This window comes from Microbispora sp. H10836, from assembly GCF_012999525.1.
Classification (GTDB): domain Bacteria; phylum Actinomycetota; class Actinomycetes; order Streptosporangiales; family Streptosporangiaceae; genus Microbispora.
This window is the reverse complement of sequence record NZ_JABBWU010000010.1, coordinates 241,253-266,507: the sequence shown is the minus strand read 5'-3', so window position 1 is coordinate 266,507 and position 25,255 is coordinate 241,253. Positions and strand designations below refer to the sequence as shown.

Annotated in this window: 27 protein-coding genes, 2 tRNA genes and 1 pseudogene; 20 read left to right on the top strand and 10 right to left on the bottom strand. The window is 71.1% G+C overall.

All coding sequences use genetic code 11. The annotated features are described in order from the left end of the window. The first annotated feature begins 82 nt into the window (after positions 1–82). The 4 genes from HHX30_RS20325 to HHX30_RS20310 all read left to right on the top strand — a co-directional run bounded on the left by HHX30_RS20325 (position 83) and on the right by HHX30_RS20310 (position 3,612). Entirely contained in the window at positions 83–1,474 is a 1,392-nt protein-coding gene (locus HHX30_RS20325; protein ID WP_169983533.1) for a replication initiator, read from the top strand. Then, positions 1,471–1,662, top strand: coding sequence for an AlpA family transcriptional regulator (locus tag HHX30_RS20320; RefSeq protein ID WP_169983532.1), 192 nt, complete (start codon positions 1,471–1,473; stop codon positions 1,660–1,662). Before HHX30_RS20325 ends, HHX30_RS20320 begins: the two co-directional genes overlap by 4 nt. After that, positions 1,659–3,023, top strand: coding sequence for a tyrosine-type recombinase/integrase (locus HHX30_RS42760; protein ID WP_169983531.1), 1,365 nt, complete (start codon positions 1,659–1,661; stop codon positions 3,021–3,023). Before HHX30_RS20320 ends, HHX30_RS42760 begins: the two co-directional genes overlap by 4 nt. Positions 3,024–3,090: 67 nt before the next feature. Next, positions 3,091–3,612 carry a hypothetical protein gene (locus HHX30_RS20310; RefSeq protein ID WP_211592244.1) on the top strand — a complete coding sequence of 174 codons (522 nt, stop codon included), beginning with the start codon at positions 3,091–3,093 and terminating at the stop codon, positions 3,610–3,612. Between the two features lie 187 nt (positions 3,613–3,799). Here HHX30_RS20310 and HHX30_RS20305 read toward each other — a convergent pair. After that, positions 3,800–3,872: transfer RNA gene (locus tag HHX30_RS20305), tRNA-Arg, on the bottom strand. 158 nt (positions 3,873–4,030) lie between these two features. Here HHX30_RS20305 and HHX30_RS20300 point away from each other — a divergent pair. After that, positions 4,031–4,618, top strand: a complete 588-nt coding sequence (locus HHX30_RS20300) for a hypothetical protein (protein WP_169983530.1) — start codon at positions 4,031–4,033, stop codon at positions 4,616–4,618. Between the two features lie 130 nt (positions 4,619–4,748). Continuing rightward, positions 4,749–5,873, top strand: a complete 1,125-nt coding sequence (locus tag HHX30_RS20295) for a D-alanyl-D-alanine carboxypeptidase family protein (protein ID WP_169983529.1) — start codon at positions 4,749–4,751, stop codon at positions 5,871–5,873. Positions 5,874–5,897: 24 nt separating this feature from the next. On the opposite strand, the gene HHX30_RS20290 is transcribed toward HHX30_RS20295, so the two are convergent. Then, entirely contained in the window at positions 5,898–6,506 is a 609-nt protein-coding gene (locus HHX30_RS20290) for an SAF domain-containing protein (protein WP_169983528.1), read from the bottom strand. A 127-nt stretch (positions 6,507–6,633) separates the two neighbouring features. Next, positions 6,634–7,437, bottom strand: coding sequence for an S-methyl-5'-thioadenosine phosphorylase (locus tag HHX30_RS20285; RefSeq protein ID WP_169983527.1), 804 nt, complete (start codon positions 7,435–7,437; stop codon positions 6,634–6,636). A 75-nt stretch (positions 7,438–7,512) separates the two neighbouring features. On the opposite strand from HHX30_RS20285, the gene HHX30_RS43760 reads away from it, so the two are divergent. Next, positions 7,513–7,686 carry a hypothetical protein gene (locus tag HHX30_RS43760; RefSeq protein ID WP_396704613.1) on the top strand — a complete coding sequence of 58 codons (174 nt, stop codon included), beginning with the start codon at positions 7,513–7,515 and terminating at the stop codon, positions 7,684–7,686. A gap of 14 nt (positions 7,687–7,700) precedes the next feature. Here the strand turns inward: HHX30_RS43760 and HHX30_RS43755 are convergent. The 3 genes and pseudogenes from HHX30_RS43755 to HHX30_RS20270 all read right to left on the bottom strand — a co-directional run. Beyond that, a pseudogene (locus HHX30_RS43755) lies at positions 7,701–7,922 on the bottom strand (FmdB family zinc ribbon protein); the annotation flags it as partial. 52 nt (positions 7,923–7,974) lie between these two features. After that, complete coding sequence (locus HHX30_RS20275; RefSeq protein WP_169983525.1) at positions 7,975–9,480, bottom strand: potassium/proton antiporter; 1,506 nt, start codon at positions 9,478–9,480, stop codon at positions 7,975–7,977. 33 nt (positions 9,481–9,513) lie between these two features. After that, entirely contained in the window at positions 9,514–10,080 is a 567-nt protein-coding gene (locus HHX30_RS20270; RefSeq protein WP_169983588.1) for a 5-formyltetrahydrofolate cyclo-ligase, read from the bottom strand. A gap of 33 nt (positions 10,081–10,113) precedes the next feature. Between HHX30_RS20270 and galU the strand changes: the two genes are divergently transcribed. The 10 genes from galU (at position 10,114) to HHX30_RS20220 (ending at position 17,790) form a co-directional block, all read left to right on the top strand. Further along, entirely contained in the window at positions 10,114–11,019 is a 906-nt protein-coding gene (gene galU, locus HHX30_RS20265; RefSeq protein WP_169983524.1) for a UTP--glucose-1-phosphate uridylyltransferase GalU, read from the top strand. Between the two features lie 4 nt (positions 11,020–11,023). Beyond that, positions 11,024–12,208, top strand: a complete 1,185-nt coding sequence (gene glp, locus HHX30_RS20260; RefSeq protein ID WP_169983523.1) for a gephyrin-like molybdotransferase Glp — start codon at positions 11,024–11,026, stop codon at positions 12,206–12,208. Beyond that, positions 12,205–12,681 (top strand): cyclic pyranopterin monophosphate synthase MoaC, encoded by a 477-nt coding sequence (gene moaC, locus HHX30_RS20255; RefSeq protein WP_169983522.1) that lies wholly within the window; start codon positions 12,205–12,207, stop codon positions 12,679–12,681. The genes glp and moaC overlap by 4 nt, the downstream gene beginning before the upstream one ends. A gap of 3 nt (positions 12,682–12,684) precedes the next feature. Next, positions 12,685–13,161 (top strand): molybdenum cofactor biosynthesis protein B, encoded by a 477-nt coding sequence (locus HHX30_RS20250; protein WP_169983521.1) that lies wholly within the window; start codon positions 12,685–12,687, stop codon positions 13,159–13,161. A 55-nt stretch (positions 13,162–13,216) separates the two neighbouring features. After that, positions 13,217–13,858, top strand: a complete 642-nt coding sequence (locus tag HHX30_RS20245; protein ID WP_079313233.1) for a GNAT family N-acetyltransferase — start codon at positions 13,217–13,219, stop codon at positions 13,856–13,858. A 370-nt stretch (positions 13,859–14,228) separates the two neighbouring features. Next, positions 14,229–14,948 (top strand): hypothetical protein, encoded by a 720-nt coding sequence (locus HHX30_RS20240; RefSeq protein WP_169983520.1) that lies wholly within the window; start codon positions 14,229–14,231, stop codon positions 14,946–14,948. 50 nt (positions 14,949–14,998) lie between these two features. Continuing rightward, positions 14,999–15,075: transfer RNA gene (locus HHX30_RS20235), tRNA-Ala, on the top strand. A gap of 234 nt (positions 15,076–15,309) precedes the next feature. Then, a complete protein-coding gene (locus tag HHX30_RS20230; RefSeq protein WP_169983519.1) occupies positions 15,310–16,743 on the top strand; it encodes a cell wall metabolism sensor histidine kinase WalK in 1,434 nt (477 codons plus the stop codon). 25 nt (positions 16,744–16,768) lie between these two features. Beyond that, a complete protein-coding gene (locus tag HHX30_RS20225; protein WP_249350227.1) occupies positions 16,769–17,419 on the top strand; it encodes a TetR/AcrR family transcriptional regulator in 651 nt (216 codons plus the stop codon). Continuing rightward, on the top strand, positions 17,416–17,790 hold the full coding sequence (locus HHX30_RS20220; RefSeq protein WP_169983518.1) for a VOC family protein: 375 nt from the start codon (positions 17,416–17,418) through the stop codon (positions 17,788–17,790). Before HHX30_RS20225 ends, HHX30_RS20220 begins: the two co-directional genes overlap by 4 nt. Here the strand turns inward: HHX30_RS20220 and HHX30_RS20215 are convergent. Both HHX30_RS20215 and HHX30_RS20210 read right to left on the bottom strand, forming a co-directional pair. Then, positions 17,774–18,691 carry an amidohydrolase family protein gene (locus tag HHX30_RS20215; RefSeq protein WP_169983517.1) on the bottom strand — a complete coding sequence of 306 codons (918 nt, stop codon included), beginning with the start codon at positions 18,689–18,691 and terminating at the stop codon, positions 17,774–17,776. The two genes, HHX30_RS20220 and HHX30_RS20215, sit on opposite strands and share 17 nt — an antisense overlap. Positions 18,692–18,695: 4 nt before the next feature. Next, a complete protein-coding gene (locus HHX30_RS20210) occupies positions 18,696–19,658 on the bottom strand; it encodes a YafY family protein (RefSeq protein WP_169983586.1) in 963 nt (320 codons plus the stop codon). Between the two features lie 83 nt (positions 19,659–19,741). On the opposite strand from HHX30_RS20210, the gene HHX30_RS20205 reads away from it, so the two are divergent. Continuing rightward, positions 19,742–20,155: a VOC family protein gene (locus HHX30_RS20205; protein ID WP_169983516.1), complete on the top strand. Its 414-nt coding sequence runs from the start codon at positions 19,742–19,744 to the stop codon at positions 20,153–20,155. 129 nt (positions 20,156–20,284) lie between these two features. Continuing rightward, positions 20,285–21,130 (top strand): cellulose binding domain-containing protein, encoded by an 846-nt coding sequence (locus HHX30_RS20200; protein ID WP_169983515.1) that lies wholly within the window; start codon positions 20,285–20,287, stop codon positions 21,128–21,130. A 54-nt stretch (positions 21,131–21,184) separates the two neighbouring features. Here HHX30_RS20200 and HHX30_RS20195 read toward each other — a convergent pair whose 3' ends face one another. After that, the gene (locus HHX30_RS20195) at positions 21,185–22,579 is read right to left on the bottom strand and encodes a hypothetical protein (protein ID WP_169983514.1); all 1,395 of its coding nucleotides are present in this window, start codon (positions 22,577–22,579) and stop codon (positions 21,185–21,187) included. Between the two features lie 103 nt (positions 22,580–22,682). After that, a complete protein-coding gene (locus tag HHX30_RS20190) occupies positions 22,683–24,290 on the bottom strand; it encodes a phospholipid carrier-dependent glycosyltransferase (protein WP_169983513.1) in 1,608 nt (535 codons plus the stop codon). A gap of 106 nt (positions 24,291–24,396) precedes the next feature. Between HHX30_RS20190 and rsmI the strand changes: the two genes are divergently transcribed. Continuing rightward, positions 24,397–25,227, top strand: coding sequence for a 16S rRNA (cytidine(1402)-2'-O)-methyltransferase (rsmI, locus tag HHX30_RS20185; protein WP_169983512.1), 831 nt, complete (start codon positions 24,397–24,399; stop codon positions 25,225–25,227). The last annotated feature ends 28 nt before the right edge of the window (positions 25,228–25,255 follow it).

Here is a 25,255-nt window from a genome sequence, read left to right as displayed (position 1 = left end):
CGGCCTGGCCGTACATCCGCCAAGACAACCGCCAGGTCGGGGGCCATCCCTCCACCCCATCGAGTGAAAGGAGGTCTCCATCTTGCCCGTAACATCCGCCAACGCGCACGCCATCCGCGGCGTCATCGCCCGACTCAACGACCCCGACTGCTCCCGTTTCGCCTCCCAGATCCGACGTACGGGCGGCTGCCGGCAGCCGATCCACCTGCGGGGCAAGGTCGAACACTGGGACAAGGTCACCGGGACCCTGCTGCACCGCTACAGCACCCGCCTCGAACCCGACGGCGTCCTGCGCGTGCCCTGCAAGACCCGCCGCGCCTCCCGCTGCCCTGCCTGCGCCGAGACCTACCGCGCCGACACTTACCACCTCATCCGCGCCGGCCTCGTCGGCGGCAAAGGCGTCCCCGCGTCGGTGACCGCGCACCCGTGCCTGTTCGTCACGCTCACCGCACCGTCGTTCGGCCCGGTCCACACCCGCAGGCAGCACAACAGGAGGGTCCTGCCCTGCCACCCCCGCCGCGACGCCGAGACCTGCCCGCACGGGCGCGTCCTGTCCTGCACCGCCCGGCACGGCGCCGAGGATGAGTGCCTCGGCGAGCCGCTGTGCCCCGACTGCTACGACTACACCGGCTCAGTGCTGTTCAATGCGGTCGCGCCGCTGCTGTGGAAGCGCTTCGCCGACGCCCTTCGCCGGCACCTGGCCAAGCTCGGCGGACTGACCCTGCGCGACATGCGGGACCAGCTCGTCGTCTCCTTCGCCAAGGTCGCGGAATACCAGCGGCGCGGTGTCGTCCACCTTCACGCCGTGATCCGCCTCGACGGACCGGCCGGACCCATCTCCCCGCCCCCGGCCTGGGCCACCCTCGACCTGCTCGCAGCAGCTGTAGGGCACGCCGCCTCCGTGGTCACGGCCAAGGTGCCCGCCTACGACGGCCACCCGGAACGGGTGCTGCGCTGGGGCACGCAACTCGACGCCCGCCCGATCACCTTGGACGGCGAGCTAACCGACCAGGCCGTAGCCGGGTACGTGGCCAAGTACGCCACGAAGGCCGCCGAATGCGTCGGCACCATCGACCGGCGCATCGTCCCCGGCGAGGACCTGACCGCCCTACCCGTCCGCGACCACGCCCGGCGGCTCATCGCCGAATGCCTCCACCTCGGCACCTTCGAGGAACTGGCCGAACTCCGGGTTACCCAGTGGGCGCACATGCTCGGCTTTCGCGGTCACTTCTCCACCCGATCCCGCCGCTATTCCACCACCCTCGGAGACATCCGCGCTGACCGGCAGAACCATGCCCGCGACGAAGACGTCACCACCGGTCGCCTGCCCCTCCTCGACGAAGACACCGTCCTTGTGATCAGCGAATGGGAGTACGCCGGAAAGGGCTACTCCCCGGGAGACGCACTCGTCGCCGGACTAGCGGGCGTGCCCTTGCCGCCATCGTCGCCACCGGATGGGGGCGATGCCCGATGACCCGGCGCGACGAACTCTTGACGGTGCCCGAGGTCCTCGCCGAGCTGGGCGGCGTCTCCCGCCGGACCTTCTACCGCTGGCGCGAACTCGGTCACGCGCCCAAGTGCATCAAGCTTCCCAACGGCGAACTCCGCGTCTGGCGCAGCGACCTCACGGCCTGGCTGGCCTCACTACAGGAGGCCGCGTGAGCACCAGTTATGACGTGAAGTTCTGGGACATCCGTCGCAACGCCTCCAGCAAGACGCCTTCGTACGTTACGCGGTGGAAGGTCGGCCCCAAGGAGAAGTCCAAGACCTTCCGTACGAAGGCACTCGCCGAGAACTTTGTGTCCGATCTGCGGCAGGCGGCCAAGCGGGGCGAGGCTTTCGACCTGTGTACGGGGCTTCCCGAGTCGATGGCCAAGCCAGCCGATACCGGGCCGACATTCTTCGACTTCGCCCGGTCGTACATGGCGGCCCGCTGGGTCCACTCGGCGGCCCGGACTCGCGAGACGATGACGTACGCCCTGCTGTCTCTCGTCCCCGCTCTCGTCAAGGATCTGACGGGCAGGCCGGAGGACGAGGACCTCCGCGCGGTGTTGCGGGAGTACGCCTTCCTGCCGGACAAGCGGCGTGGAGAGCTGCGGCCGGAACACAAGGCGGCGCTCGCCTGGCTGGAAGCGGCGTCCTTGCCCCTCGTCGACCTGATGGAACCGGCCGTGATCCGCTCGGCCCTCGACGCTATCGCCCTCCGCTTCGACGGCGAGCCGGCGGCGGCCAATACCGTACGGCGCAAGCGGGCCGTGCTCCATCACATGATGGAATCCGCGGTGGAGCTCAAGAAGCTGCCCGCAAACCCGCTGCATGCGGTGAAGTGGAAACCTCCGAAAGCCGCCGGGGCCGTCGACCCTCGAACGGTGGTAAATCCGGCTCAAGCGCGGGTGTTGCTGGACGCGGTGACCCAGGTGGGCCGTACGCGCGGCCCTCGGATGATGGCCATGTTCGCCTGCGTGTACTACGCCGCCCTCCGCCCGGAGGAGGCTTCGGGGCTGTGCCAACAGAACTGCGATCTCCCCGCCGAGGGGTGGGGCCTGATCACGCTGGAGAAGGCGCGGCCACAGGCGAACAAGCGGTGGACGAACTCGGGGGAGACCCACGATGAACGCGGCCTAAAACACCGGGCCAAGGACGACACCCGCGAAATTCCGATCCCTCAGGTCCTCGTCGCGATCCTCCACGAGCACATCGAGACGTACGGCACAGCGAAGGACGGCAGGCTCTTCCGAACGAGCAAGGGTCGGCCGTTCTCCTCGTCGGCGTACTCCGCCGTCTGGCAGGAGGCTCGGCGGCTGGCCTTCACCGTCGAACAGGTCGCGTCGCCGTTGGCGGCTCGCCCATACGACCTCCGGCATGCGGCGGTCTCCTTGTGGCTCAACGCGGGCGTCCCGCCAACTGAGGTCGCCCAGCGTGCAGGGCACGGCGTTGACGTGCTCCTACGCGTCTATGCGAAGTGCATCGAGGGGCAACGGGCTCGCGCCAACGGGCAGATCACTAAAGCCCTGGAGCTGTAAGGTTCCGCCCTATTGGTCTCAAGACAAGCGGTCGGGTCGTTGCCCCGGCCGCTTTTATCGTTGAGAGGTGTCGGAAAGCCTCGCCTACCGGGATCAGACCTTCATCAACTTTCGTGACTTCCACTTCGACTCCCCAGCCGGGCATGCTTTCCGATGGGTCGACGTCAAGCGGTTCGATCTGCCTCGCTCTGATCCCGGCGACGACTGGTTGTTGACGGCGTTGACCGGCCATGTGGCCTTTCGCGACGACTACGCAGGGGGAGGCATAGAGGCCGAAGGACTGCGGCATGGGCCCTACTGGCTGCGGCACATAACCCCAGCCCGATATGTCCAGATCAATGAGGAGCACGCGAACGAACTCCTTCGCGGCTGGGCCGAACAGTTCGGGGCGCTTCCCCCTGCCCTGACCGCCTGCCTGGAACAAGAGGTCTACTCATTGCTCACGGCGGCGACGAGCCGATATCAGCTCGAGGACCTCGGCCACGAAGCCTTCCATGACTGGGGCGGAGTCCACACCGACTTCCACGAACTGATCCTCATTGACCGCACGGCCGGCGTCCTCTCGCTGCTTGTGGCCGCTGATGACTGATGCGAGACCTGACCGGAGAACGGCACCACCATCTGCGTTGACCTGGCCGAACGGCCACAAGATCATCCCGTGCATATTCCGTGAACGGTGATTCAGGGCTGCTCCCCGTGGCCTACGGCTGCATGCGGTAGGAAGCCATGCCGAGAGAGAAGCCCCAGGTCAGGAGCGAATGACAAGGTCAACTAGGTGCCCCCGGCAGGATTCGAACCTGCGGCACCCGCTTTAGGAGAGCGGTGCTCTATCCCCTGAGCTACGGAGGCTTGATGTGCATCAGTAAGCCTAGCGAAAGGTTGGGCCCGCTCGCGCCTCCACCGGGGGTGTCGTTTCGAGTTCCCCGGTCACCGGCAGGCTGACCTGCGGTAAAGGCATGGCAAGTCGCCGTACGGCGGCGTAGGCAGGGCGGTTACCGTCGCTGGCCGTGACCGTAACGCGACGTGGAGCCGCGCGCGGGCTGCGATCGGCGGTGCTCGTCGTGGCGCTGATCGCGCCGGCGATCCTGGCCTCGGGCATGCTCATGGCCGACTTCACCGGCTACGGGGAGCGGGCGCGCAGCGATTCCGCATCGGACGCGGCCGTACGGGCGGAACCGGCCGGGACGGCGCGTGAGGGGCGTGCCGGAGCGCCCGCCGCGACCGCGGGAGACCGGGTGCCCGCCGGGATGCCCGGCGCGCGGCCGACCGTGCCGCCCGCTGGGGACGCCCCGGAAGCCTGGAGGATCGCCGTGGTTCCGATGGCGGGGGCGGTGCGGGAGCCCCTGCTGGATCCGACTCCGGTGCCCGAGCCGACTGGTCCAGCGCGTCTCTACGAGGGGATCGTACGGATCCTTCCGATCGTCCGGCCCGTGCGTGAGGTCGTCCACAGGGATGCCCCGGAGGTGCGGCGTCCGGCGGAGGCGAAGCCGGAACCTCGCGAGGAGACGACCTTCAGGTGCGCGCCCGAGTGGCGGGACACATGGTTGTGGGAGCTCTGCCGGGAACAAGAGGCTCACCCGGAAGGCGGGCGATGAGCTGGAAACGCGCAAATGCGACGTGACCGGTCGATAGCGCTTATGCGAACCGGGGCTCGGGCACACAGGGCGCTGTAGTAACGTGCGTCCCTGACCCAGGTCACGAGTTCGCAAAACGGGGGAGTCGATCGTGTCATCTCCTCGATCAGCCAGGCTGATCGCGGTCGCCACGGTGATGACTTCGCTGGCCGTCTGCGCGCCGTACGGCACGGCCACGGCCGCCTCGGCAGACGCCACGGTCACCGCGAGAGATTCGACGACCGCGACCGCCTGGGCCGGTGAGCTCGGCAAGGAGCCCACCTCGCTGACCGAGCTGCGGCGAGAGGCCCAGAAGGCGTACAAGTCCATCGAGGACGCGAACAGGGCGCTGGTGGCGCGCCAGAAGAAGTTCGGCGCCGTGGAGAAGGAGCTGGTGGCCAAGCTCGAAAGCCTCCAGCAGGCCACGGCGGAGCTCAACAAGATGCGTAAACCGCTGTCCGACCTGGCGTCGTCGCTGTATCAGGACCCGTCCGTCGACGGGCTCAGCCCGTTCTTCAGGGTGGGAAACGGCACGGACACGCTCCGGAGGATCGCCGACCTCGATCACCTGGTCGCCGGGCGGAACAACGTGCTCGGCGACGCGATCAAGTTGCTGGAGCGGCAGCAGCAGCTCGCCCAGGAGGCCCAGGAGCTCCGGGCGGCGAGCCTTCTGCAGGAGGCGCAGCTGAGCGCCCAGGTGACCGCTCTGCGCAAGCGCTCGTCCACTCTGGTCCGATCGCTGACCAGAGCGCTGATCAAGCTCGGCGTGAAGATCGGCGACGGGACACAGGGGGCGGGGGGATGCGACCCCACCAGGATCACCCAGGCGGAGCAGTACCCGAACGGCCTGCTGCCCAAGAACATCCTGTGCCCCCTGCCGCAGGGTGGGGAGACGCTGCGGGCGGACGCGGCGATCGCCTTCGCCGATCTCAACATCGCCTACAAGAAGCGGTTCGGCACCTCGATATGCATCTCCGACAGCTACCGCAGCCTCAGCGAGCAGCAGTCGGTCTACTACCGGCGGCCCGGTTTCGCGGCCACTCCCGGTAAGAGCAACCACGGACTGGGGCTCGCCGTCGACCTGTGCGGCGGCGTGCAGAACTTCCGTTCGGCGCAGTTCAACTGGCTGGAGGCCAACGGCAAGCGGTTCGGCTGGTTCCACCCCGCCTGGGCTTACAGCAGCCCCTTCGAGCCCTGGCACTGGGAGTACGACCCCAAGCTCGGCTCACTCCTGTGACGAGCACGCGCTGACGGCCGGGTCTCAGCGCGGGTGGATGGTGACGAAGAGCCTGCCCTGCGCCTGGGCCTGGGCGAGTTGCGCGGCCTGGCCGGGGGTCGTGGCGAGCACGAGCAGCGCCCCGCCGTCCGTACGGCCGGGCGGTCGTGCGATCACCCGCGCCTCCTGGGCGATGACCCGGGCCTGGAAGGGCCCGTCATCGAAGGCCGCGAGGACGTCGATCACGTCACCCGGGGACAGCAGCCGGGCGGCGTCGGGATCGGCGATCCGTATCGGCGTCGCGACCACCTGTCCGGCGGGCGCCTGCCCGGCAAGGGCCTGGCGGAACAGGCCGGGGCCGAGCAGGCGCGCGTCGGTGAGCGGCTCACCCCGGCGCAGCGCACCGGCGACCACGCGGCCCGTCACCGGGGTGCCGGGCACGTACGCCCCGGCGGGCACCGCGTCGGGCGGCAGCCGTACGACCATGACGTCGGAGGGGGCCAGCCGGCCTCCGGGGAGGTCTCGGGCGGCGGCGAGGACCTCCACCCCGTCAGGGGTCCGGACGGCCAGCAGCACGCAGGCCACCGCCAGACCGGCGAGGACGGCGGCGATCGGACGGCGACGCCGCACCGCCAGGCGCCTCACGTCGCGCATGGCCGCACCGCCCCGAAACGGGCTCCGGCTGTTCCACGAGCGGCCTCACACCGTCGGCCGGGCGCGATCAGGAGGAGCCGATGGGCGGAGGGCCGCCGCCGACGGGTCGTGGCACGCATCGGTGGTCTCAGGGAAGCTCGATCGGCAGTTTGACGCCGTCGAGCGCGCTGCCGCAGGGGCAGGCGCGCTCCTCCGGCAGGGCCTCGACGACCTGGCCGACCAGAGCGCGCATCCGCTCGACGTTGGCGGCGAAGAAGGCCAGGACCTCCTCGTGGGTGACCCCCTCACCGGCCTCCACGCCGGCGTCGTGGTCGGTCACGAGGGCGAGCGTCGTGTAGCAGAGGGCGAGCTCACGGGCGAGGACGGCCTCGGGGTGCCCGGTCATGCCGATGATCGACCACCCCGCGCTCGCGAACCACTTCGACTCGGCCCGAGTGGAGAAGTGGGGCCCCTGGACCACGACCAGGGTGCCGCCGTCGACCGTGTCCCAGTCCGTCTCGCGCGCCGTCGCGACGGCGGCGGCCCTGCCCACGGGGCAGTACGGGTCGGAGAACGACACGTGGACGGCCCCGCTGTCGTAGTAGGTCTGCTCGCGGCCCTGGGTGCGGTCCACGAGCTGGTCGGGGATCACGAGGGCGCCCGGGCCGATCTCCGGGCGCAGGGACCCGACCGCGCTGGGCGCGAGCACCTGGCGGACGCCGAGGGACCGCAGAGCCCACATGTTCGCCCGATAGGGGATGTGGTGGGGAGGAAAAGTGTGGCCGCGGCCGTGCCGGGGGACGAACGCGACGGTCCGCTCGCCGATGCGGCCCACGGTGATCGAGTCACTCGGCGGGCCGTACGGCGTCGTCACGTCGATCTCTTCGGCGTCCTCCAGCAGCGAGTAGAACCCCGAACCGCCGATTACCCCGATGTCTGCGCGATTGACCATGGGCCGACACTAGCGAACGCCGCCGCCCACCCGGCGCGTCCCGCCGACCCCTGTGGATAACCTCAGGCGGCGGCGGTGGAGCCGGACGACGACGTGCTGGACGAGGAGGTGCTCGACGAGCTCGACGAGCTCGTGGAGGCCGCGGCGGCCTCCTTCTTGCCCGAGTCGCCGGACGACTTCGTGGAGGAGGACGACGCGGTGGCGGCCGGAGTCGACGACGTGCTCGACGAACGGCTGTCGGTCCGGTAGAAGCCGGAGCCCTTGAACACGATGCCAACGGCGGAGAAGACCTTGCGCAGCTTGCCCTGGCAGGCCGGGCACTCCGTGAGCGGGTCGTCAGAGAACTTCTGGACGGCCTCCAGCTGCTCACCGCAAGCGGTACAGGCGTACTGGTAGGTAGGCACTCGCTCCTCCTGAGACTGGCACTCGACCGGGTCGATTGCTAATCGTACGCAACCAACAAGCGCAAACGCCACTCCAGCCATGTTTATTGCCCCGGGGCGTCCCTTTCGCTCAAGGCCCGTTGGACAGCCCCGTTCAGTTGCCGCGTTCGCCGTACCAACCGGCGAGCTTGCCGCGGCGGCTCACGGCGCGCAGGCGGCGTTCGACCGTCTCCCGCTGGGCGGCCGTGGTGACCACGAGAAGCTGGTCGCCCGCCAGCAGCCGGGTCGTCTGCGTGGGCACGAACGACTGCCCCTTCCGTACGACGAGCGTGACCATGGTGTTCGCGGGCAGCCGGAGCTCGAAGATCTCCACGCCGTGCATGAGCGAGCCGGACGGGATGCGGACCTGCAGCAGGTCGGCGTTCAACTCCTCCAGCGGCGCGGCCTCCACGTCGAGGTCGCGGGCCTCGCCCTCCGCCGCCAGGCCGAGCACCCGGGCGAGGTACGGCAGCGTGGGCCCCTGCAGGATCGTGAACACGATGACGATGATGAAGACGTCGTTGAACAGGCCCTTCGCTCCCGGCAGGCCGGCGGCCCAGGGGATCGCGGCCAGCACGATGGGCACCGCGCCGCGCAGCCCCGCCCACGACAGGAACACCTGCTCGCGCCACGTCAGCGAACCGAGGCGCAGGAGCCGCGCGATCGCCGCGGACACCAGCACGGACGCCGGCCGGGCGAGCAGGACCAGCAGCAGGCCCGACACCAGGGCCGGGACGAGCACGCCCGGCAGTTCGCGCGGATCCGCGAGCATGCCGAGCATGACGAACAGCCCGATCTGGGCGAGCCAGGCGGCGCCCTCCGCGAAGCCCCGCGTGGCGGCGCGGTGGGGGAGCTTGGCGTTGCCCAGGATCAGCGTCGTCAGGTAGACCGCGAGGAACCCGCTGCCGTGCAGCAGGGTCGCCCCGCTGTAGGTGACGAACGCGAGCGCCAGCACCGCGATCGGGTAGAGGCCGGAGGCGGGCAGGGCGACCCGGCGCAGCGCGTACACCCCCGCCGGGCCCACGGCGAGACCGACGGCCGCGCCGATGACCAGTTCGACGGTGGTCTCCAGCAGGACGTGCGGCAGCGAGAGGGTGAGCGACGAGCCCGCGCTCAGCATGATCACGAGGATGACGGTCGGGGCGTCGTTGAAGCCCGACTCGGCCTCCAGGATCCCGGCGAGCCGGGGCGGCAGCGGCAGCCGTCTCAGCACGGAGAACACGGCCGCCGCGTCGGTCGACGCCAGGAACGCGCCGAGCAGCAGCGCCATCCGCCACTCCATGCCGAGCAGGACCGCGACGCCCGCCGCGAGCACGACGACGCTGACCGCGATCCCGGCCGTGGCGAGCACGAGCGCTGTCGGCACGGCGGCGCGTACGTGGTTCCAATTGGTGGTGAGACCACCCTCGGCGAGGATCACGGCGAGCGCGACCATGCCGAGTTGCTGGGCCGTCTGGGCGTTGTCGAAGTTGATGCCGACGATGCCGCCCTCACCGAGCAGCAGTCCGAGGCCGAGATAGAGGAGCAGCGTGGGAAGGCCGGTGCGATGCGCGATCCGTACGGACGCGATGGCCGCGATGACGACGACGGCGGACAGGAGCAGCCAGACGTTCAGACCCACCCGCTCCCTTCGCCGTCCGTTACGTCAATCTTGTCATATCTGTACCAAACGGGCGATTCCACTCGGGAGGGCGGCGAAGCGTACGCGCTGGTCATGCGGCTCGGCCGGAACACCTTCCATCAACTCGCCCTCGTGCAGGAGCGCCACCGTCGGCACGTTCGGCCCGACGCGGGCGAGCGCGCGGTCGTAGAACCCGCCGCCGCGGCCGAGCCGTACGCCGGTGACCCGGTCCACCGCCAGGGCCGGCGCGATGACCAGCGCGGCGGTGCGGATCGCGTCGACGCCGCGCCGGACGTCCACGGGCTCCATGATCCCGTTGGGGCCGGGCGCCAGCGAGTCGGGGCCGTCGTACACCGCCCAGTCGAGGTCGCCGTCCGGGCGCTGGACCGGCAGGATCACCGTGGCGCCGTGCTTCCACAGGGCCAGGATCAGCCCCTGTGTGGACGGCTCGGTGCCGGTCGACCAGTAGCAGGCCACCAGGCCCGCCATCTGCACCCACGGCTGGTCGAGGAGTAACTCCCGGATGGACGCCGACGACTCGCGCAGCGTCCTGGCATCGAGTTCCGATCGGCCGCGAAGGATACGCCGACGCAGGTTCATCTTGTCCAAAGACCGCTCCGTTAGTGTCTACTCATGGCTGACTTCGATCCCGTGACCAAAGCCGTCGTGCCCGCCGCGGGTCTCGGCACCCGCTTCCTTCCCGCGACGAAGGCGACCCCCAAGGAGATGTTGCCCATCGTCGACAAGCCGGCCATCCAGTACGTGGTGGAGGAGGCCGTCTCCGCCGGACTGCTGGACGTCCTCATGGTGACCGGCCGCAACAAGCGCTCGATCGAGGACCACTTCGACGTAGCGTACGAGCTTGAGGACGCTCTTCGCGCCAAGGGCGACGAAGAGCGGCTCAACCAGGTGAAGGAGCCCGTCGACCTCGCCACCATGCACTACGTGCGGCAGGGGGAGCCCAAGGGCCTCGGCCACGCCGTCCTGTGCGCCAAGCAGCACGTCGGCCACGAGCCGTTCGCCTGCCTGCTCGGCGACGACCTCATCGACCCGCGCGACCCGCTGCTCAGGCGCATGATCGAGGTGCGCGCGACCTACGGCGGCAGCGTCGTCGCGCTGATGGAGGTGCCGCGCGAGCACGTCTCCCTGTACGGCGCCGCCGCCATCGAGCCGACCGACGAGGACGACGTCGTCCGCGTCACCGACCTCGTGGAGAAGCCCCCGGCCGACGAGGCGCCCTCGAACTGGGCCATCATCGGCCGCTACGTGATCGACCCGGCCGTGTTCGGTGTGCTGGAGCGGACCCCGCCCGGGCGCGGCGGCGAGATCCAGCTCACCGACGCCCTGCGTACGCTGGCCTCGACGGGCCCGGAGGAGGGCGGTCCGGTGCACGGCGTGCTGTTCCGCGGCCGTCGCTACGACACCGGCAACAAGCTGGAGTATCTGCAGACCGTGGTGCAGTTCGCCGCGAACCGGGACGACCTCGCCCCCGAGTTCATGCCGTGGCTGCGGGAGTTCCTCGACAAGTCCGGACAGTGAGCCGATGAAGCCCGTCGACCGCCATCTCGCCGACATCCTCGCGGCGGTGCGTCCGCTCGCGCCGCTCGAGGTCGAGATCGACGCCGCCCTCGGTGCCGTGCTGGCCGAGGACGTCGCCTCGCCCGTCCCGTTGCCGCCGTTCGACAACTCGGCGATGGACGGCTACGCCGTACGGGCCGAGGACGTGGCCGCCGCGCCCGTCACGCTGCCCGTGATCGGGGACGTGGCGGCCGGCGACGGCGGGCTGAACGCCCTCGGCCCCGGCCTGGTCACCCGCATCATGACCGGCGCGCCCATGCCCGCGGGCGCCGACGCCGTCGTCCCGGTGGAGTGGACCGACGGCGGCACCGCCCGCGTACGGATCGACAGGCCGGCCCCGCTCGGCAACGCGATCCGGCGGGCGGGCGAGGACGTCCTGGCGGGCGACGTGGTGCTCCGCGAGGGAACCAGGATCGGGCCCGCCCAGATCGGCATCCTCGCCGGGGTCGGCCGCCGCCGGGTGCGGGTGCGGCCCCGGCCGAGGGTCGTCGTGCTGTCCACGGGTGCCGAGCTCGCCGAGCCCGGCACCCCGCTGGGCGCCGGGCGGATCTGGGAGTCCAACAGCTTCATGCTGGCCGCGGCCGTGCGCGAGGCGGGGGCGGAGGGGTTCCGGGCCGGTTCGGTGACCGACGACCCCAAGGAGTTCCTGGACACCCTGGACGCCCAGCTCCTGCGGGCCGACGCCGTGATCACCAGCGGCGGCGTCTCGATGGGGGCGTACGAGCCGGTCAAGGAGGCCCTGTCGCCGCTGGGCACGGTCACCTTCGAGAAGGTCGCCATGCAGCCGGGCATGCCGCAGGGCTTCGGCGTCGTGGGGCCGGACCGGGTGCCGATCTTCACGCTGCCGGGCAACCCGGTCTCGTCGTTCGTCTCGTTCGTCCTCTTCGTGAAGCCGGCCCTGCGGGTGATGCAGGGACTCCCGGCCGGGCCGCCCGCGACCGTACGCGCGACCGTCACCGCGCCGCTGCGCTCTCCCGCCGGGAAGCGGTCGTACCTACGGGCCATGCTGACCGGCGAGAGCGTCGCGCCGGTGACCAGGCAGGGCTCGCACCAGCTCGCGGCGCTGGCCGGGGCGAACGCGCTGATCGTGGTGCCCGAGGACGTGACCTCGCTGCCCGAGGGCACCGAGGTGGAGGTGATACCGCTATGAAGCTGACTCACGTGGACGAGTCGGGCGCCGCCCGGATGGTGGACGTCTCCGAGAAGGACGTGAGCGCGCGTACCTCCGTCGCGACGGGCCGGGTGCTGCTGTCGCCCGAGGCGGTGGCCGTGCTGCGCGCGGGGGACGTGCCGAAGGGCGACGCGCTCGGCGTGGCGCGGATCGCCGGGATCATGGGCGCCAAGCGCACCCCCGATCTCGTGCCGCTGTGCCATCCGATCGCCCTGACCGGGGTGAAGGTCGACCTGGCCGTCGTGGACGAGGGGGTGGAGATCACCGCCCGGGTCCGTACGGCCGACAGGACGGGCGTCGAGATGGAGGCGCTCACGGCCGTCACCGTCGCGGCGCTCGCTCTGGTGGACATGGTGAAGGCGGTCGACCCGGCAGCGGTGATCACCGACGTCCGGGTAGAGGAGAAGACGGGCGGCAAGAAGGGCCACTGGACCCGTTCCGGACAGGAGTAAGGCGTGCGCGCGTTGGTGGTGACCGTCTCCAACAGGGCGTCGGCGGGCGTCTACGAGGACCGCTCCGGGCCGCTGCTGGCCTCCCTCCTGAAGGAGGCGGGCTGCGACCGGGTGGACGGGCCCCAGGTGGTCCCCGACGGGGACGCCGTCGAGGCCGCGCTGCGCGAGGGCGTCGCCGCCGGCTACGACGTGATCGTCACCACGGGCGGGACCGGGGTGACGCCTCTCGACCTCACTCCGGAGATGACCGCCCGGGTGCTGGACCGGGAGATCCCGGGCATCGCCGAGGCCGTACGCCAGGTCAACAGGGAGAAGGTGCCGACGTCGATCCTGTCCCGCGGTCTGGCCGGGCAGGCGGGCAGGACGCTGGTGGTCAACCTGCCCGGCTCCTCCGGCGGCGTACGGGACGGCATGGCCGTGCTGACCCCGATCCTGGCTCATGTCGTCGACCAGATGCACGGCGGCGACCATGCGCGCTGAGGACGCGAGGCGTCCCGCGTGGCGCGTTGACCGTGTTCCGGTGGATGATTGACGAATGGATCGACTTCGCGGCTGGCCGGCGTCCATGGCCGAGGGGCCCGTCGGGCTGCGGCCGCTGCGCCTGCGTGACGTCCGTGACTGGCGCGACACCCGGCTGCGCAACGCCGAATGGCTGCGTCCCTGGGAACCGAGCAACCCCGAGACCCCGCTGTTCCGCACCGGCCTCGGGCCGTACGTCTCGATGGTCGGCACGCTGCGCCGCGAGGCCCGCCAGGGGATGGCCATGCCCTGGGTCGTCACGTACGAGGGACGGTTCGCCGGGCAGCTCACCGTGGGGGCGATCGTGTGGGGGTCGGCCCGCTCGGCACAGGTGGGCTACTGGGTCGACGGCGCGCTGGCGGGGCGGGGCATCATTCCGACCGCGCTCGCCATGGCCGTCGACCACTGCTTCTTCACGACCGGTTTACACCGTCTGGAGGCCAACATCCGGCCGGAGAACCACGCCAGCCGCAGGGTCGTGGAGAAGCTCGGGTTCCGCGAGGAGGGCATCCGCCGGCGTCAACTGCACATCGACGGCGCGTGGCGCGATCACATCTGTTACGCGCTGACCGTCGAGGACGTGCCGCGCGGACTGCTCGTCCAGTGGCGCCGCACGATGAACTCCGCCGCCCGCCGCAGCGAGTCCAGCCCCGGCTAGGCGGATTCGCCCCGGCACTCCTGGGCGGGCGCCGCTGCAATCGAAGAGCAAACCGATCACCAGCGTGCGCTGTGATGCTGCCTGACGAAAGGTGAAACCGCGTCACGGGAGACGTCCGCATGCACGCAGGCTCCGTCCATCGCACCCGGGTGGCCCGTCCTCGCGATGACGGGCGTGGCCTGTGAGGATCACGCGCTCGCACGGGATCGAATTACATGAAGAGCTTTGACGATCTCGCGACACACCGGACCGAATGCTCGTCATTCAGTGACACGCAGTCCTACGGTGCGTGACGTGAACACCTCTCCGCCGACACAGGTCCACGGACGTGTTCACCATGCCCTTCGTCCGGGGGTGTGGGGGTGGGCGCATGGGTAGCGCCGTCCTCTACCTCGCCATCGTCGTCATGTGGCTCAGCGTCCTGCTGCCCATGTGGCTGCGTAGGGACCGGCACATCGACGACGACCTGTTCGAGGAGCAGGCGGAGGCGTCCACGCTGTCCGAGCCGCCCGCCGCCGACCCCGCCGTCTCCGCCGAGGACTTCTCGGAGGCCGGCTCCGACGACGCCGGCGGCGAGGCGGAGGGCGGCGACGCCGACACGGTCGTCACACCGCCGGCCGTGGCCTCCGCAGAGGTCGCGCCGGGCGCCGAGATCGTCACCGCGGACCAGGCCGAGACCGTCACGGCGGAGCAGGTCGCGGCGGAGCGGCACGCGCGGGCTCGCCGCGTCGCCGCCCACCGCCGCGCCCGGATCCTCGCCCGGCGCCGGCGGCGGCTCCTGTGGAGCATCCTGCTCGTGCTGGCCTCCGTGGTCACCGCGGCCGTCCGCGTGATGCCCTGGTGGGCCGTCGCGCCCTCGGGCGTGCTCATCGTCGGCTACCTCGCCGTGCTGCGGGTGGCCGTGCGCGTGGACAGGGAGCAGCGGGAGAAGGCCGCCCGGGCGCGGGCCGAGCAGCTGCGCCGCCAGCGGGAACGCCGCCGCGCTCTGGCCGCGCTGGCCCGCGAGGCGGAGATCATCAAGTTCGAGGCGCGCAGGCGCGTCCAGGTCTTCGACCAGTACGCCGACGGACGCCGCGCGGCCGGAGACTGATTCGGTGGCGCGAACACCCCGCAGAGTTTGCTAATCTAGTCGAGGTCGTTGGGGCTATAGCGCAGTCCGGTAGCGCACTTCGTTCGCATCGAAGGGGTCTGGGGTTCAAATCCCCATAGCTCCACCACGACAGAGGCCGGTTCCGCCCAGCGGGACCGGCCTCTCTGCTTCTCCGCGCGACCGTCTGAGCGGCCACGCGTGTCCCACCCCGCCGTCGTGAGCGTACGAGGACGAGAGCCGGGGAACCCTTGGTGTTCCGCCGGAGATGCGGATGGGACCGTGGCGACCTGTCGGGTTCGGGCGGCCACTTCTTTTCCGGCTCTTTCCGCCCCATGTGGTCCACTGGCCAGGAGGGGGGAGGATGCGCCTGCACGACCGCTTCTCCATCACGCGCCGGATCACCCTGTTCACCGGGGCGACGGCCGTCCTGCTGTGTGCGCTGCTGGCCATGTCCGTCATGATGGGCTTTCATCGTTACGTCAGCGACACCGTCACCAGGGAGGTCGCGGTGGCGGGTGGCCGGGTGGCCGTCGAGCTCGAGCGGGGGCAACTGACCTACCCTCTCGTCGAATACAAGTCGCGCGATCTCCAGGTGCTCGACCCGTCCGGCCGCGTGGTCGCGTCGACCACGAAGATGCAGGGCAAGCCGAGAATGGCGCGCTTCGTTCCGCCGGACACCAGGAACAGCACCACCTGCGTCGTGTGCGGCGGCGACTTCCCGGCCGCCGAATGCAACATCGTCGTGGCGCAGTGGGCGCACCGCATGGGCGAGAGATGGATGGTCTACAGCGCCTCCCCGGTGGTGCCGCCCTGGGTGGATACCTGGCTGGCCGGGCTGGTGGGGGCGAGTGCGGCGGCGCTGGCCGCGGCCATCACCTATGTCGGCTTCCGGAACGTGCGGGCATCGCTCAGACCGGTGAACGCCATTCGCGCGGAGCTGGATGAGATCAACGGAAACTGCCCCGGCCGCCGGGTGCCGGTGCCGCCCACAAATGACGAGATCCGGGCGATGGCCGACAGCGTCAACCGCACGCTGAGCCGGTTGGACGGCGCGTTGCAGCAGGTGCAGAGCGCGCTGCGGCACCAGCGCCAGTTCGTCTCCAACGCCTCCCACGATCTGCGCACCCCGATAGCCGCCATGCGTGCCGAGGTGGAGGACGGCCTTCTCGCGCCGGAGGAGACCAGCGTGCCCGAGCTGGGTTCGGTCCTCCTGCCCAGCCTCGACCGGCTGCAGGCGATCGTGCACGACCTGCTGACCCTCGATCGGCTGGATCACGGCGTGTGCGGCGAGCAGTGCAGGCTCGATCTGGCCGAGCTCGTGTCCGCGGAGCTGCGCAACCGCCGTCACCCGGCCAAGCGTGTCGAGTGCGCGCTCGAGCCGGGGGTCGTCGTGGTCGGCGACAGGGTGGGTCTCGCTCGGCTGCTGACCAACCTCCTCGACAACGCCGAACGGCATGCCAAGACGACGATCACCGTGTCCGTACGGCACGAACCCGGCGAGGATCACGGCGCGGCCGTGCTGGAAGTGGTCGACGACGGGCCGGGCATCGACCGGGACAAGCGCGAGTTGGTGTTCGACCGGTTCATCCGGCTTGACGCGGCGCGCAGCAGGGACGCGGGGGGCGCGGGGCTGGGTCTGGCGATAGCCAGGCAGATCGCGGAGACCCACGGAGGCAGCCTGGGAATCGAGGACAGCCCCGTCGGCGCCCGTTTCGTCCTGCGCCTCACGGCCGTTCCCGCCACGGCGGCGGGTCCGGCCGACGACAGCCTTCCCACAAATCCATTGACGGAGTGAGTACTCACTCCGTACTGTCGGAGGCATGACAGATTCCCCCACACGCCGGCGCGCGCCGGCGATGAGCACCGAGCAGCGCCGGGCGATGATCGTCGCCGCGGCGCTTCCGCTGGTCGCCGAGCACGGCGCCGCCGTCACCACCGGTCAGATCGCCCGGGCCGCCGGCATCGGCGAGGGCACCGTCTTCAGGGCCTTCGGCGACAAGGACGAACTGCTCGACGCGTGCCTGACCGAGGCGATGAACCCCGGCCACGTGCTGCGCGAGCTGGCCTCGATTTCCCTCGGCGAACCGCTTCCCGATCGGCTGACACAGGCGGCCGAGGCACTGCGCGCCCACCTGGGACGCATGGGGACCGTGATCGGGGCCCTGCACGGCACCGGTCACCGCCGCGAGCGAGGCCGCGGCGATCGGGACGGTGCCCGCGAAGGCGACCGCGAAGGTGACCGGGAAGGTGACCGGCCGTCCCCGGGAAGCAGGGAGGCCTCGATGAAGGCGACTCGGGAGGCGATCGTCGAACTGATCGAACCCGACCGCTCGGCGCTGCGCCTGGAACCCGAGAAGATCGCCTCGGTCTTCCTGGGGATGCTCTTCACCCGTTCCCAGGGGCCGTCCCCGGAGGAACTCGTCGACATCCTCCTGCACGGCACCCTCAAGAGCCGGGAGAGCGCGGCATGACCGTCACGCTCAACCACACCATCGTCCCCGCCGTGGACAACCGCGAGGCGGCCCGGTTCTTCGCCTCGGTCATGGGTCTGCCGGAGCTCCCGCCCGCCGGACGGGACGGCCACTTCGCGCCCGTACGGGTGAACGACACGCTGACCCTGGACTTCATGACCGTGGCGGACCCCGTCGGCGTGCATCTGGCCTTCGACGTGGACTCGGTCACGTTCGACGGGATCCTGGCCCGCCTGCGGGAGGCCGGGGTGCCCTACGGCAACGATCCTGCCGAGCCCGACAACGGCCGGATCGACCATCCACTGTGTCCGCGCGGGCTGTTCTTCGTCGACGCGGCGCGCAACCTCTACGAGGTCATGTCCCCGGCGTGACCGACCGGAGGCCGAAGACCCCGGCGGCGTTGTCGTGGCAGACGGCGCGCAGCCACCCGTCCCCGAGGTCCAGGTCGGCCAGGGCCGACAGCGCCTCGGCGTACGGGTAGGGGATGTTGGGGAAGTCGGTGCCGAGCAGGACGCGGTCCTGAAGATCCAGCAGGAGCGGCATGGCACCCCGGGGGAAGGGCGCGGTCTCCTCGGTGAAGCGGGTGAAGGCCATCGTCGTGTCCAGGCAGACCGACGGATGACGCAGGGCCAGCGCGAGGAACTCGGCGTACTCGGGAGTGCCCATGTGGGCGATCACGAGCCGCAGCCGGGGATACCGGGAGAGCAGGGCCGCGATCGGTTCCGGCCCGGTGTGGGGCCCGGGAACCGGGCCCGACCCGCAGTGCGTGACCACCGGGACGCCGTGGTCCTCCAGCAGCCCCCAGACCCCGTCGAGCAGCGGGTCGTTCGGGTCGTACGCGCCGACCTGGAGATGCGCCTTGAACACCCGGGCGCCCGCCTCGATCGCCCGCGCGACGTACCGCGAGGCGCCGGGCTCGGGGAAGAACGTCGCCGTGTGCAGGCAGCCGGGGACCCGGGCGGCGAAGCCGGCGGCCCAGTCGTTCAGCCACTCGGCCATGCCGGGCTTGTGGGGATAGAGCATGGAGGTGAACGCCCGCACGCCGAAGGTCCTGAGCCGTTCGACGCGGTCGTCCTCGGGCAGCCGGTACGTGATGGGCCAGGCCCTGCCGACCAGCGGCCCGGCGGAGTCGAAGTAGGCCCACACCTTGGTCAGGACGCGGTGCGGCATGAAATGGGTGTGCACGTCGACGAGGCCGGGCAGGCCCAGGCTCCGCCAGAACGCGTTCACGCTCCGGATGTCGTCTTCCTTGGCGATCGTCTCGTCCGGCATGACCTCACACGTTATCCGCCCCCGCGGCCAGGTAGCGCCCGGCGAGCGTACGCAGGTGGGCGCGCAGGCCGGGCGGGTCGAGCACGGTGAAGGGCACGTCGAGCGAGGTGAGGAAGGTCGTCAGGTTGTGCAGTGAGTCGCCGCCGGTCTCCAGCACGCAGGCGTCCGCCCCGTCGGCACGCAGCAGCCCGGCCGCGGCGGTGAGCCGCGCGCCCATGACGTCGACGGGAGCGTGCAGCCGTACGACGGCCCGGTGCCTCCAGGCGGCCGAGCCCGTCCCGCGTACGACGTGGGCGGCGGCGTCGCCCTCGGGCGGTTCGCGCGGGGTGAACCGGGGGCCGTTCGGGACGCGCGGCCGCACCCGGTCGGCGCGGAAGGTCCGCCAGTCGCGGCGGTCGACGTCCCAGGCCAGCAGATACCAGCGCCGCCCGGTGAAGACGAGCCGGTGCGGCTCGGCCGTGCGGCGCCCCTCGTGCCCCCGGTGGTCGAGGTAGTCGAAGCGCAGCGTCTCGTGGTCGCGGATGGCCGCGGCGATCGAGGTCAGCGTCTCCGGGTCCACCGTGGGACCGTGCCCCGGCACCGCGACCGTCGCGGCGCGCACGGCCTCGATCCGGTGGCGCAGCCGGGACGGCAGCATCCGCTGGAGCTTGGTGAGCGCGCGCAGCGAGGTCTCCTCGATGCCGGTCACGGTGCTGCCCGCGGCGGCCTGCAGGCTGACGACCACCGCGACGACCTCCTCGTCGTCGAGCAGCAGCGGGGGCAGGGAGGACCCCGCTCCCAGCCGGTATCCGCCGGCCGCGCCGGTGGTCGAGCGGATCTCGTACCCCAGGTGGCGCAGCCGTTCGACGTCGTTGCGCACGGTCCTCGTGGTCACGCCGAGCCGGTCCGCCAGGTCGGCACCCGACCAGCCGGGCCGGGTCTGGAGCAGCGCCAGCATCCGCAGCAGCCGTACGGAGGTTTCCAGCATGCCGAGCAGTATCCCGTTCATTGAGGAACCGCACGTTCCTCAATGCCTTCTAACGTTCACGTCATCGACGAAGGGAGCAACCGATGTTGCGTGGACTGACGACCGTGAATTTCTGGGCCGATGACGTCGAGGAGGCGACGAGGTGGTACGCGGAAGTGCTCGGCGTGGAGGCCTACTTCGAGCGCCGGGGGCCGGACGGGCGGCTCGCCTACGCCGAGTTCCGCCTCGGTGACCACCAGCACGAACTCGGTTTCATCGACCGCCGCTACGCGCCGCACCCGACCACCGAACCGGCCGGGGCCGTCGTCTACTGGCACGTCGACGACGTGGCGGCGAGCCTCGGCAGACTGCTGTCGATGGGCGCGAAGCAGCACGAGGCGCCGACGGAGCGCGGCCCCGGCTTCGTGACCGCCTCGGTGACCGACCCGTTCGGCAACATCCTGGGGATCATGTACAACGCCCACTATCTGGAGGTCCTCGAAGGCCGCCGCGGTTGAAAGTTGCAGAGCCGCGCACCGCCCACCAGGCGCGGACGGCCTGCCGCGCCGGCGTCCGTTGACCGGCCGCCGTCCGACGCGGACGATCACCGTCACCGGGGCCGTCAACCGACACGAGGAGTGCGGACGATGAGTTCGAAGACGGAGATGAGCGCCTGGATGACGGCGGTGCTCCTGGCGGCCGCCGCGCTCGTCGTGCCGGCGGTGGTCGAGACCGAGTCGGGGGCCACGGCCTACGCCCTCACGACGGCGCCGCCGCCGCCCACGCCCATCCCGTGCGAGCCGAGCACATCGCCGTCGGGCACGCCGCCGACCGCGCCGGGGACGCCGGAGATCGTCAACGTGTTCCTGAACGCGGTCAGCCTGCGCTGGGCCCCCGCCACCGACGAGGACGGCATCGCCTGCTACCGGGTGCAGGAGACGCGGGGCGGCGTCACGTCCGCCGTGGCGACCTTCGGGCCCAACGCCACCGGTGGCAGCTTCGCTCTGGGCTGGCCGCCCAGCGGTGTCGCATTCGTGGACCACGAGTTGCACGTCGTGGCCGTCGACACACAGGGGGCAGTCTCACCCGCGTCGGGATCCGTGACCGTGAGGATCTACAACGACATCATCGCCACGCCGTCGCCGTCCTTCCCGCAGACGATCCACTGCCAGGTGGTGTACCGGCCGGTCACCTGGACGGGCGGGATGACCGCGACCATCGAGGTCACCAACACGAGCACCACGCCCGTAAGGGACTGGCGGCTCACGTTCCTCTTCACCGACCCCGGCCAGACGGTGACCTCGGGATGGTCCGCCACCTGGTCCCAGACCGGTTCCGAGGTGACGGCGGCGGCCCCCTCCTGGGCTACCGACATCGGTCCCCATCAGACGGTGCACCTCGGCTTCAACGGCTCCTACTCCGGGGGCGACTCCAACCCCGTGCAGTGGCATCTCAACGGCGAGCCCTGCACCAGGAAGATCGTCACCAGCTGAGGCCCTCAACCGCGCCGGGGGCGTCCCCGTACAGCACGCGGGGGCCCGCCCGGTTCAGCCGAGGCCGGCGTACTGCCGGGGGCGCAGTGCCTGGGCGCGCAGCGCGGCCAGCGCGGCGCGGCGCCCGGCGGTCGTGAGCCGCCAGGTCTTCGCGCCCCCGGCACGCCGCACGGGTTCCCGTCCCGCCGCCCCGGGTTCCCGTCCCGCCGCCCCGGGCTCCTGGGACGCCGCCCCGGGCTCCTGGGACGCGGCCTCGGGTGTGTGGGTCGCGGCCCCCAGGCCCAGGGCGTCGAGGCGGTGGCGGAGCCGGGCGAGCGGGCCGGTGAGGTCGGCGCCGCCGACCCGGCCGCCGTCCGTCGTGCGCCAGCCCTCGCCGTTGACCACTTCGGCGACCCGGTCGCGCAGCTCGTCGTCCCGCACCACGCCGCCGTCCACCAGGATCATCAGCGCCGACTCGCGGATGGAGACCTCGAAGTCGTGCTCTCCGGGGGCGGGGACGAGCAACGTGGTCGTGGCCGCCTCCCACAGGGCGGCGCGGTCGTCCAGCAGGTTCCTGCCCGTGGTGGTGAGCACCAGCCTCCGCCCGCTGCGCCGCAGCGCGCCGAGGTCGTCCACGGCGATCTGCCGTAGTTCGGTGAGGGCCGGTACGTCGTTCTCGCCGCGCACCGTCCGATCCGCCCAGCCGAACCGGCCGGCCGCCTCGACGGCCACGGCCCGCCCGACGTTGAGCCGCTCGGTGAGGCGGACCCCCGTGCGGGCCAGGCCGAGCAGCCAGCGCAGCGGTTCCAGGTGCGGCTCGTCCGGAGCCGCGATCGGCGCGTGCAGCCGCACCTCGAAGGGCTGGGCGAGCTCGCGGCGGGCGGTGCCGCGCCCGAGCACCCAGCGGTTCAGCCGCTCGCCGTGGACCCGGTGCAGCCAGCAGTCGCCGCCCAGCTCGGGACGGGGGGTGGTGAGCCAGCGGCGGGTCAGCTCCTCGCGGTCCACCGGGTCTCCGGCGACGATGGCCAGCTCCAGGGCGGCCGCGCAGGCGACGTGCGCCCCGAGCTCCTCCGGCCCCATGATCGAGCTCCACGACAGCTCGGCGATGTCCGGGGGGACCACTCCGGTGGCCTCCAGCTCCCGGTGGTAGGCCGCGGCCCCGGCCTCCTCGCCCTCCCTGGCGTACGTCAGCAGGATCCGGGCGGTGGCGGGGGAGTCGCACAGGGCGGCGTAGCGCTCCATGCCGGCGAGCCTCAGCAGCTCGCCGAGGGCGCGCGCGATGGTCGCCTGGTCGCCCGGCACCTTGATCGGCAGCGTGTACCAGAGGAACTCGCACACGTCGAACTGGCTGATGGTCTCCAGCGCCTCGCCACCGGCGAGCCACTCGACCGCGACGCGGGCGGGCTCGGCGATGTCCGGATCGGAGCGCTCCAGCTGGGCGAGGAGCGCGGCGACGTCAGGTGCGGGCATGACCCGCAGTCTGCCGTATCGACCCCATCGTTGACGACGACCCGGTATCACTCGCGACCACCCCCTCTGAGCGCAACGCTATGCGCCCAACGATACGGGGGTCTCAGATCCACCGGTCGAACAGCATCCTCGCGTGCCAGGAGTCGTACGGGATGACCTCGGCGGCGATGACGGGATAGAGCCAGCCGAAGTTGACCAGGGCCAGGAGCACGAACGCGCCGACCACGGCCGAGCCGACCACGCGCCGGTTGGGCCGGGCCGGGCTCTCTCTCCCGATGATCAGCCCGCAGACCAGCACGAGCGCCAAGATCATGAACGGCACCATCGGCATCGCGTAGAACATGAACATCGTCCGGTTGTCCGCGATGGCGAAGTAGAACCAGGGCAGCCACCCGGCGGCGTAGCCGAGCAGCACCGCGCCGGCGCGCCAGTCGCGGGTCGCGACGTACCAGGCGATCATGCCGATCAGCGCGATGGCGCCGGCGAACCAGATGATCGGCGTCCCGGTCCCGAGGACCGCCCAGGAGCAGGAGGCGGCGCCGCAGTTCTTCGGCGACTCGTAGAAGAACGCCACTGGGCGCAGCAGCAGCGGCCACTGCCAGGGCTCGGACTGGTACGGATGGCTCGTCTCCAGGCCGGTGTGGAAGGTGAGCACCTGCTTCTGGTAGTCGAACCACGACCGGAACGAGTCGATGACGAAGAAGACCGGCCCGTTCGCGGTGGCCTGGTCCCAGTTGCGGCCATATCCCTTGTCGGTGACGAACCATCCCGTGAACGAGACGACGTAGGTGACGACCGGGACGACCGCCATCCACGCCGCGGCGAGCGGCAGGTCGCGGCGGACGACCGTGCCGTACGGCCGGCCGGTCCCGACGGCCCGCCGGGCGCCCGCGTCCCACAGCAGCGACATGATCGCGAAAGCGGCGATGTAGAGGCCGCCGGTCCACTTGGTGGCCATGGCCGCGCCCAGGCACAGCCCGGCGGCCAGGCGCCAGGGCCGCAGGCCCAGCCGCGCCCCGCCGGCCGGCGATCCCGCCTCGTGCCAGTCGGCCAGGCGGCTGCGGAACCAGTCGCGGTCGGCCACCAGGCAGGCGAACCCGGCGAGCACCCAGAACATCAGGAAGATGTCCAGCAGCGCCGTACGGGACAGCACGAAGTGGAGGGCGTCGAGGGACAGCAGCAGGCCGGCCACGCAGCCGAGCAGCGTCGAGCGGGTCATCCTGCGGGCCGTGCGGGCGAGGATCAGGATGGACAGCGAGCCGAGCAGCGCGGCGGCGAAGCGCCAGCCGAAGGGGTTCGCGCCGAAGATCAGCTCGCCGAGGCCGATCAACCACTTGCCGACCGGCGGGTGCACCACGTAGGACGCGCACTCGCCCACCGTGCCGCACTGCTTGAAGATGTTCTCGTTGCCGGCGAGCAGGAGCTTGTCCGCGCCCTCCACGAACTGCCGCTCGACGCCGTACTTGATGGTCGCGAAGGCGTCCTTGGCGTAGTACGTCTCGTCGAAGACGACCGAGTGGGGCGTGCCCAGCCGGTAGAACCGCAGGAAGCCGCCGAACAGGGCGACCAGGATGGGGCCGAGCCAGCCCCACATGCCGCTGCCGGGCATGGGCGGCACCAGCCGGTCGCGCAGGGACACCGTGGGAGCCTCGTCCTGCGCTCCCTCTTCCGGCTGCTCGAACGCCTTGTGGGAATGGTCGGTCACGGTCACGCCGACAGATTACTGGTGTGTCCCCGTCATGGACACGACTCACGTGAGGATTGCGGCAACAGGCCTTTCGGCGATGAATGTTTCACACCGGTCATAGGGTGGACGGGTGCTCGTTCTCGCCGCGGCCCCGATCGGCCAGCCCAAAGACGCGTCCCCACGGCTGCGCGACCTGCTCGCCGCCGCCGACGTGATCGCGGCGGAGGACACCCGCAGGCTGCGGCGGCTCGCCGCCGACCTGGAGATCGTCATCGGGGGCCGCGTGGTGTCCTACTACGACGCCAACGAGAGCGCGCGGGCCGCCGAGTTGCTGGAGGCGCTGCGCGAGGGGCGGACCGTGGTCGTGATCACCGACGCCGGGATGCCGGGCGTCTCCGACCCCGGATACCGGCTCACCCGCCTCGCGGTCGAGGCCGGCCTGCCCGTGACGGCGCTGCCCGGCCCGTCGGCGGTGACGACCGCCCTCGCCGTCTCCGGCCTGCCGAGCGACCGGTTCTGCTTCGAGGGGTTCCCGCCGCGCAAGCCCGGGGAGCGGGCCAGGCGCCTGGCGGCGCTGGCGGCCGAGGAGCGCACGATGGTGTTCTTCGAGGCGCCGCACCGCCTGCACGCGACGCTGGAGGCGATGGCGGAGGCATTCGGGGCCCAGCGGCCCGCCGCCGTCTGCCGGGAGCTCACCAAGACGTACGAGGAGGTGCGGCGCGGGGGCCTCGGCGAGCTGGCCGAATGGGCGGCCGGCGAGGTCAGGGGCGAGATCACGCTGGTGGTGGCGGGACGGACCGCCGAGGAGGCCGCGCCGAGCATCGAGGAACTGGTCGAGGAGGTGGCCAGGCGTGAGGGCGCGGGCGTGCCGCGCAAGCAGGCCATCGCCGACGTGGCCAAGTCCGCCGGCGTCCCCAAACGCGACCTCTACAACGCCGTCCACGCCACCCCCTCGCCGTGACCTTGTAGTTCGTCCCGCCGATGGGGCC

Bases quoted from the DNA above. Each gene is read 5' to 3' on its own strand.
- HHX30_RS20320 (WP_169983532.1), top strand. From the start codon at position 1,471: ATGACCCGGCGCGACGAACTCTTGACGGTGCCCGAGGTCCTCGCCGAG.
- HHX30_RS20290 (WP_169983528.1), bottom strand. From the start codon at position 6,506: ATGCGCGACGTGAGGCGCCTGGCGGTGCGGCGTCGCCGTCCGATCGCC.
- HHX30_RS20285 (WP_169983527.1), bottom strand. From the start codon at position 7,437: ATGGTCAATCGCGCAGACATCGGGGTAATCGGCGGTTCGGGGTTCTAC.
- HHX30_RS20270 (WP_169983588.1), bottom strand. From the start codon at position 10,080: ATGAACCTGCGTCGGCGTATCCTTCGCGGCCGATCGGAACTCGATGCC.
- galU (WP_169983524.1), top strand. From the start codon at position 10,114: ATGGCTGACTTCGATCCCGTGACCAAAGCCGTCGTGCCCGCCGCGGGT.
- glp (WP_169983523.1), top strand. From the start codon at position 11,024: ATGAAGCCCGTCGACCGCCATCTCGCCGACATCCTCGCGGCGGTGCGT.
- moaC (WP_169983522.1), top strand. From the start codon at position 12,205: ATGAAGCTGACTCACGTGGACGAGTCGGGCGCCGCCCGGATGGTGGAC.
- HHX30_RS20245 (WP_079313233.1), top strand. From the start codon at position 13,217: ATGGATCGACTTCGCGGCTGGCCGGCGTCCATGGCCGAGGGGCCCGTC.
- HHX30_RS20240 (WP_169983520.1), top strand. From the start codon at position 14,229: ATGGGTAGCGCCGTCCTCTACCTCGCCATCGTCGTCATGTGGCTCAGC.
- HHX30_RS20230 (WP_169983519.1), top strand. From the start codon at position 15,310: ATGCGCCTGCACGACCGCTTCTCCATCACGCGCCGGATCACCCTGTTC.
- HHX30_RS20225 (WP_249350227.1), top strand. From the start codon at position 16,769: ATGACAGATTCCCCCACACGCCGGCGCGCGCCGGCGATGAGCACCGAG.
- HHX30_RS20220 (WP_169983518.1), top strand. From the start codon at position 17,416: ATGACCGTCACGCTCAACCACACCATCGTCCCCGCCGTGGACAACCGC.
- HHX30_RS20215 (WP_169983517.1), bottom strand. From the start codon at position 18,691: ATGCCGGACGAGACGATCGCCAAGGAAGACGACATCCGGAGCGTGAAC.
- HHX30_RS20210 (WP_169983586.1), bottom strand. From the start codon at position 19,658: ATGCTGGAAACCTCCGTACGGCTGCTGCGGATGCTGGCGCTGCTCCAG.
- HHX30_RS20205 (WP_169983516.1), top strand. From the start codon at position 19,742: ATGTTGCGTGGACTGACGACCGTGAATTTCTGGGCCGATGACGTCGAG.
- HHX30_RS20200 (WP_169983515.1), top strand. From the start codon at position 20,285: ATGAGTTCGAAGACGGAGATGAGCGCCTGGATGACGGCGGTGCTCCTG.
- HHX30_RS20195 (WP_169983514.1), bottom strand. From the start codon at position 22,579: ATGCCCGCACCTGACGTCGCCGCGCTCCTCGCCCAGCTGGAGCGCTCC.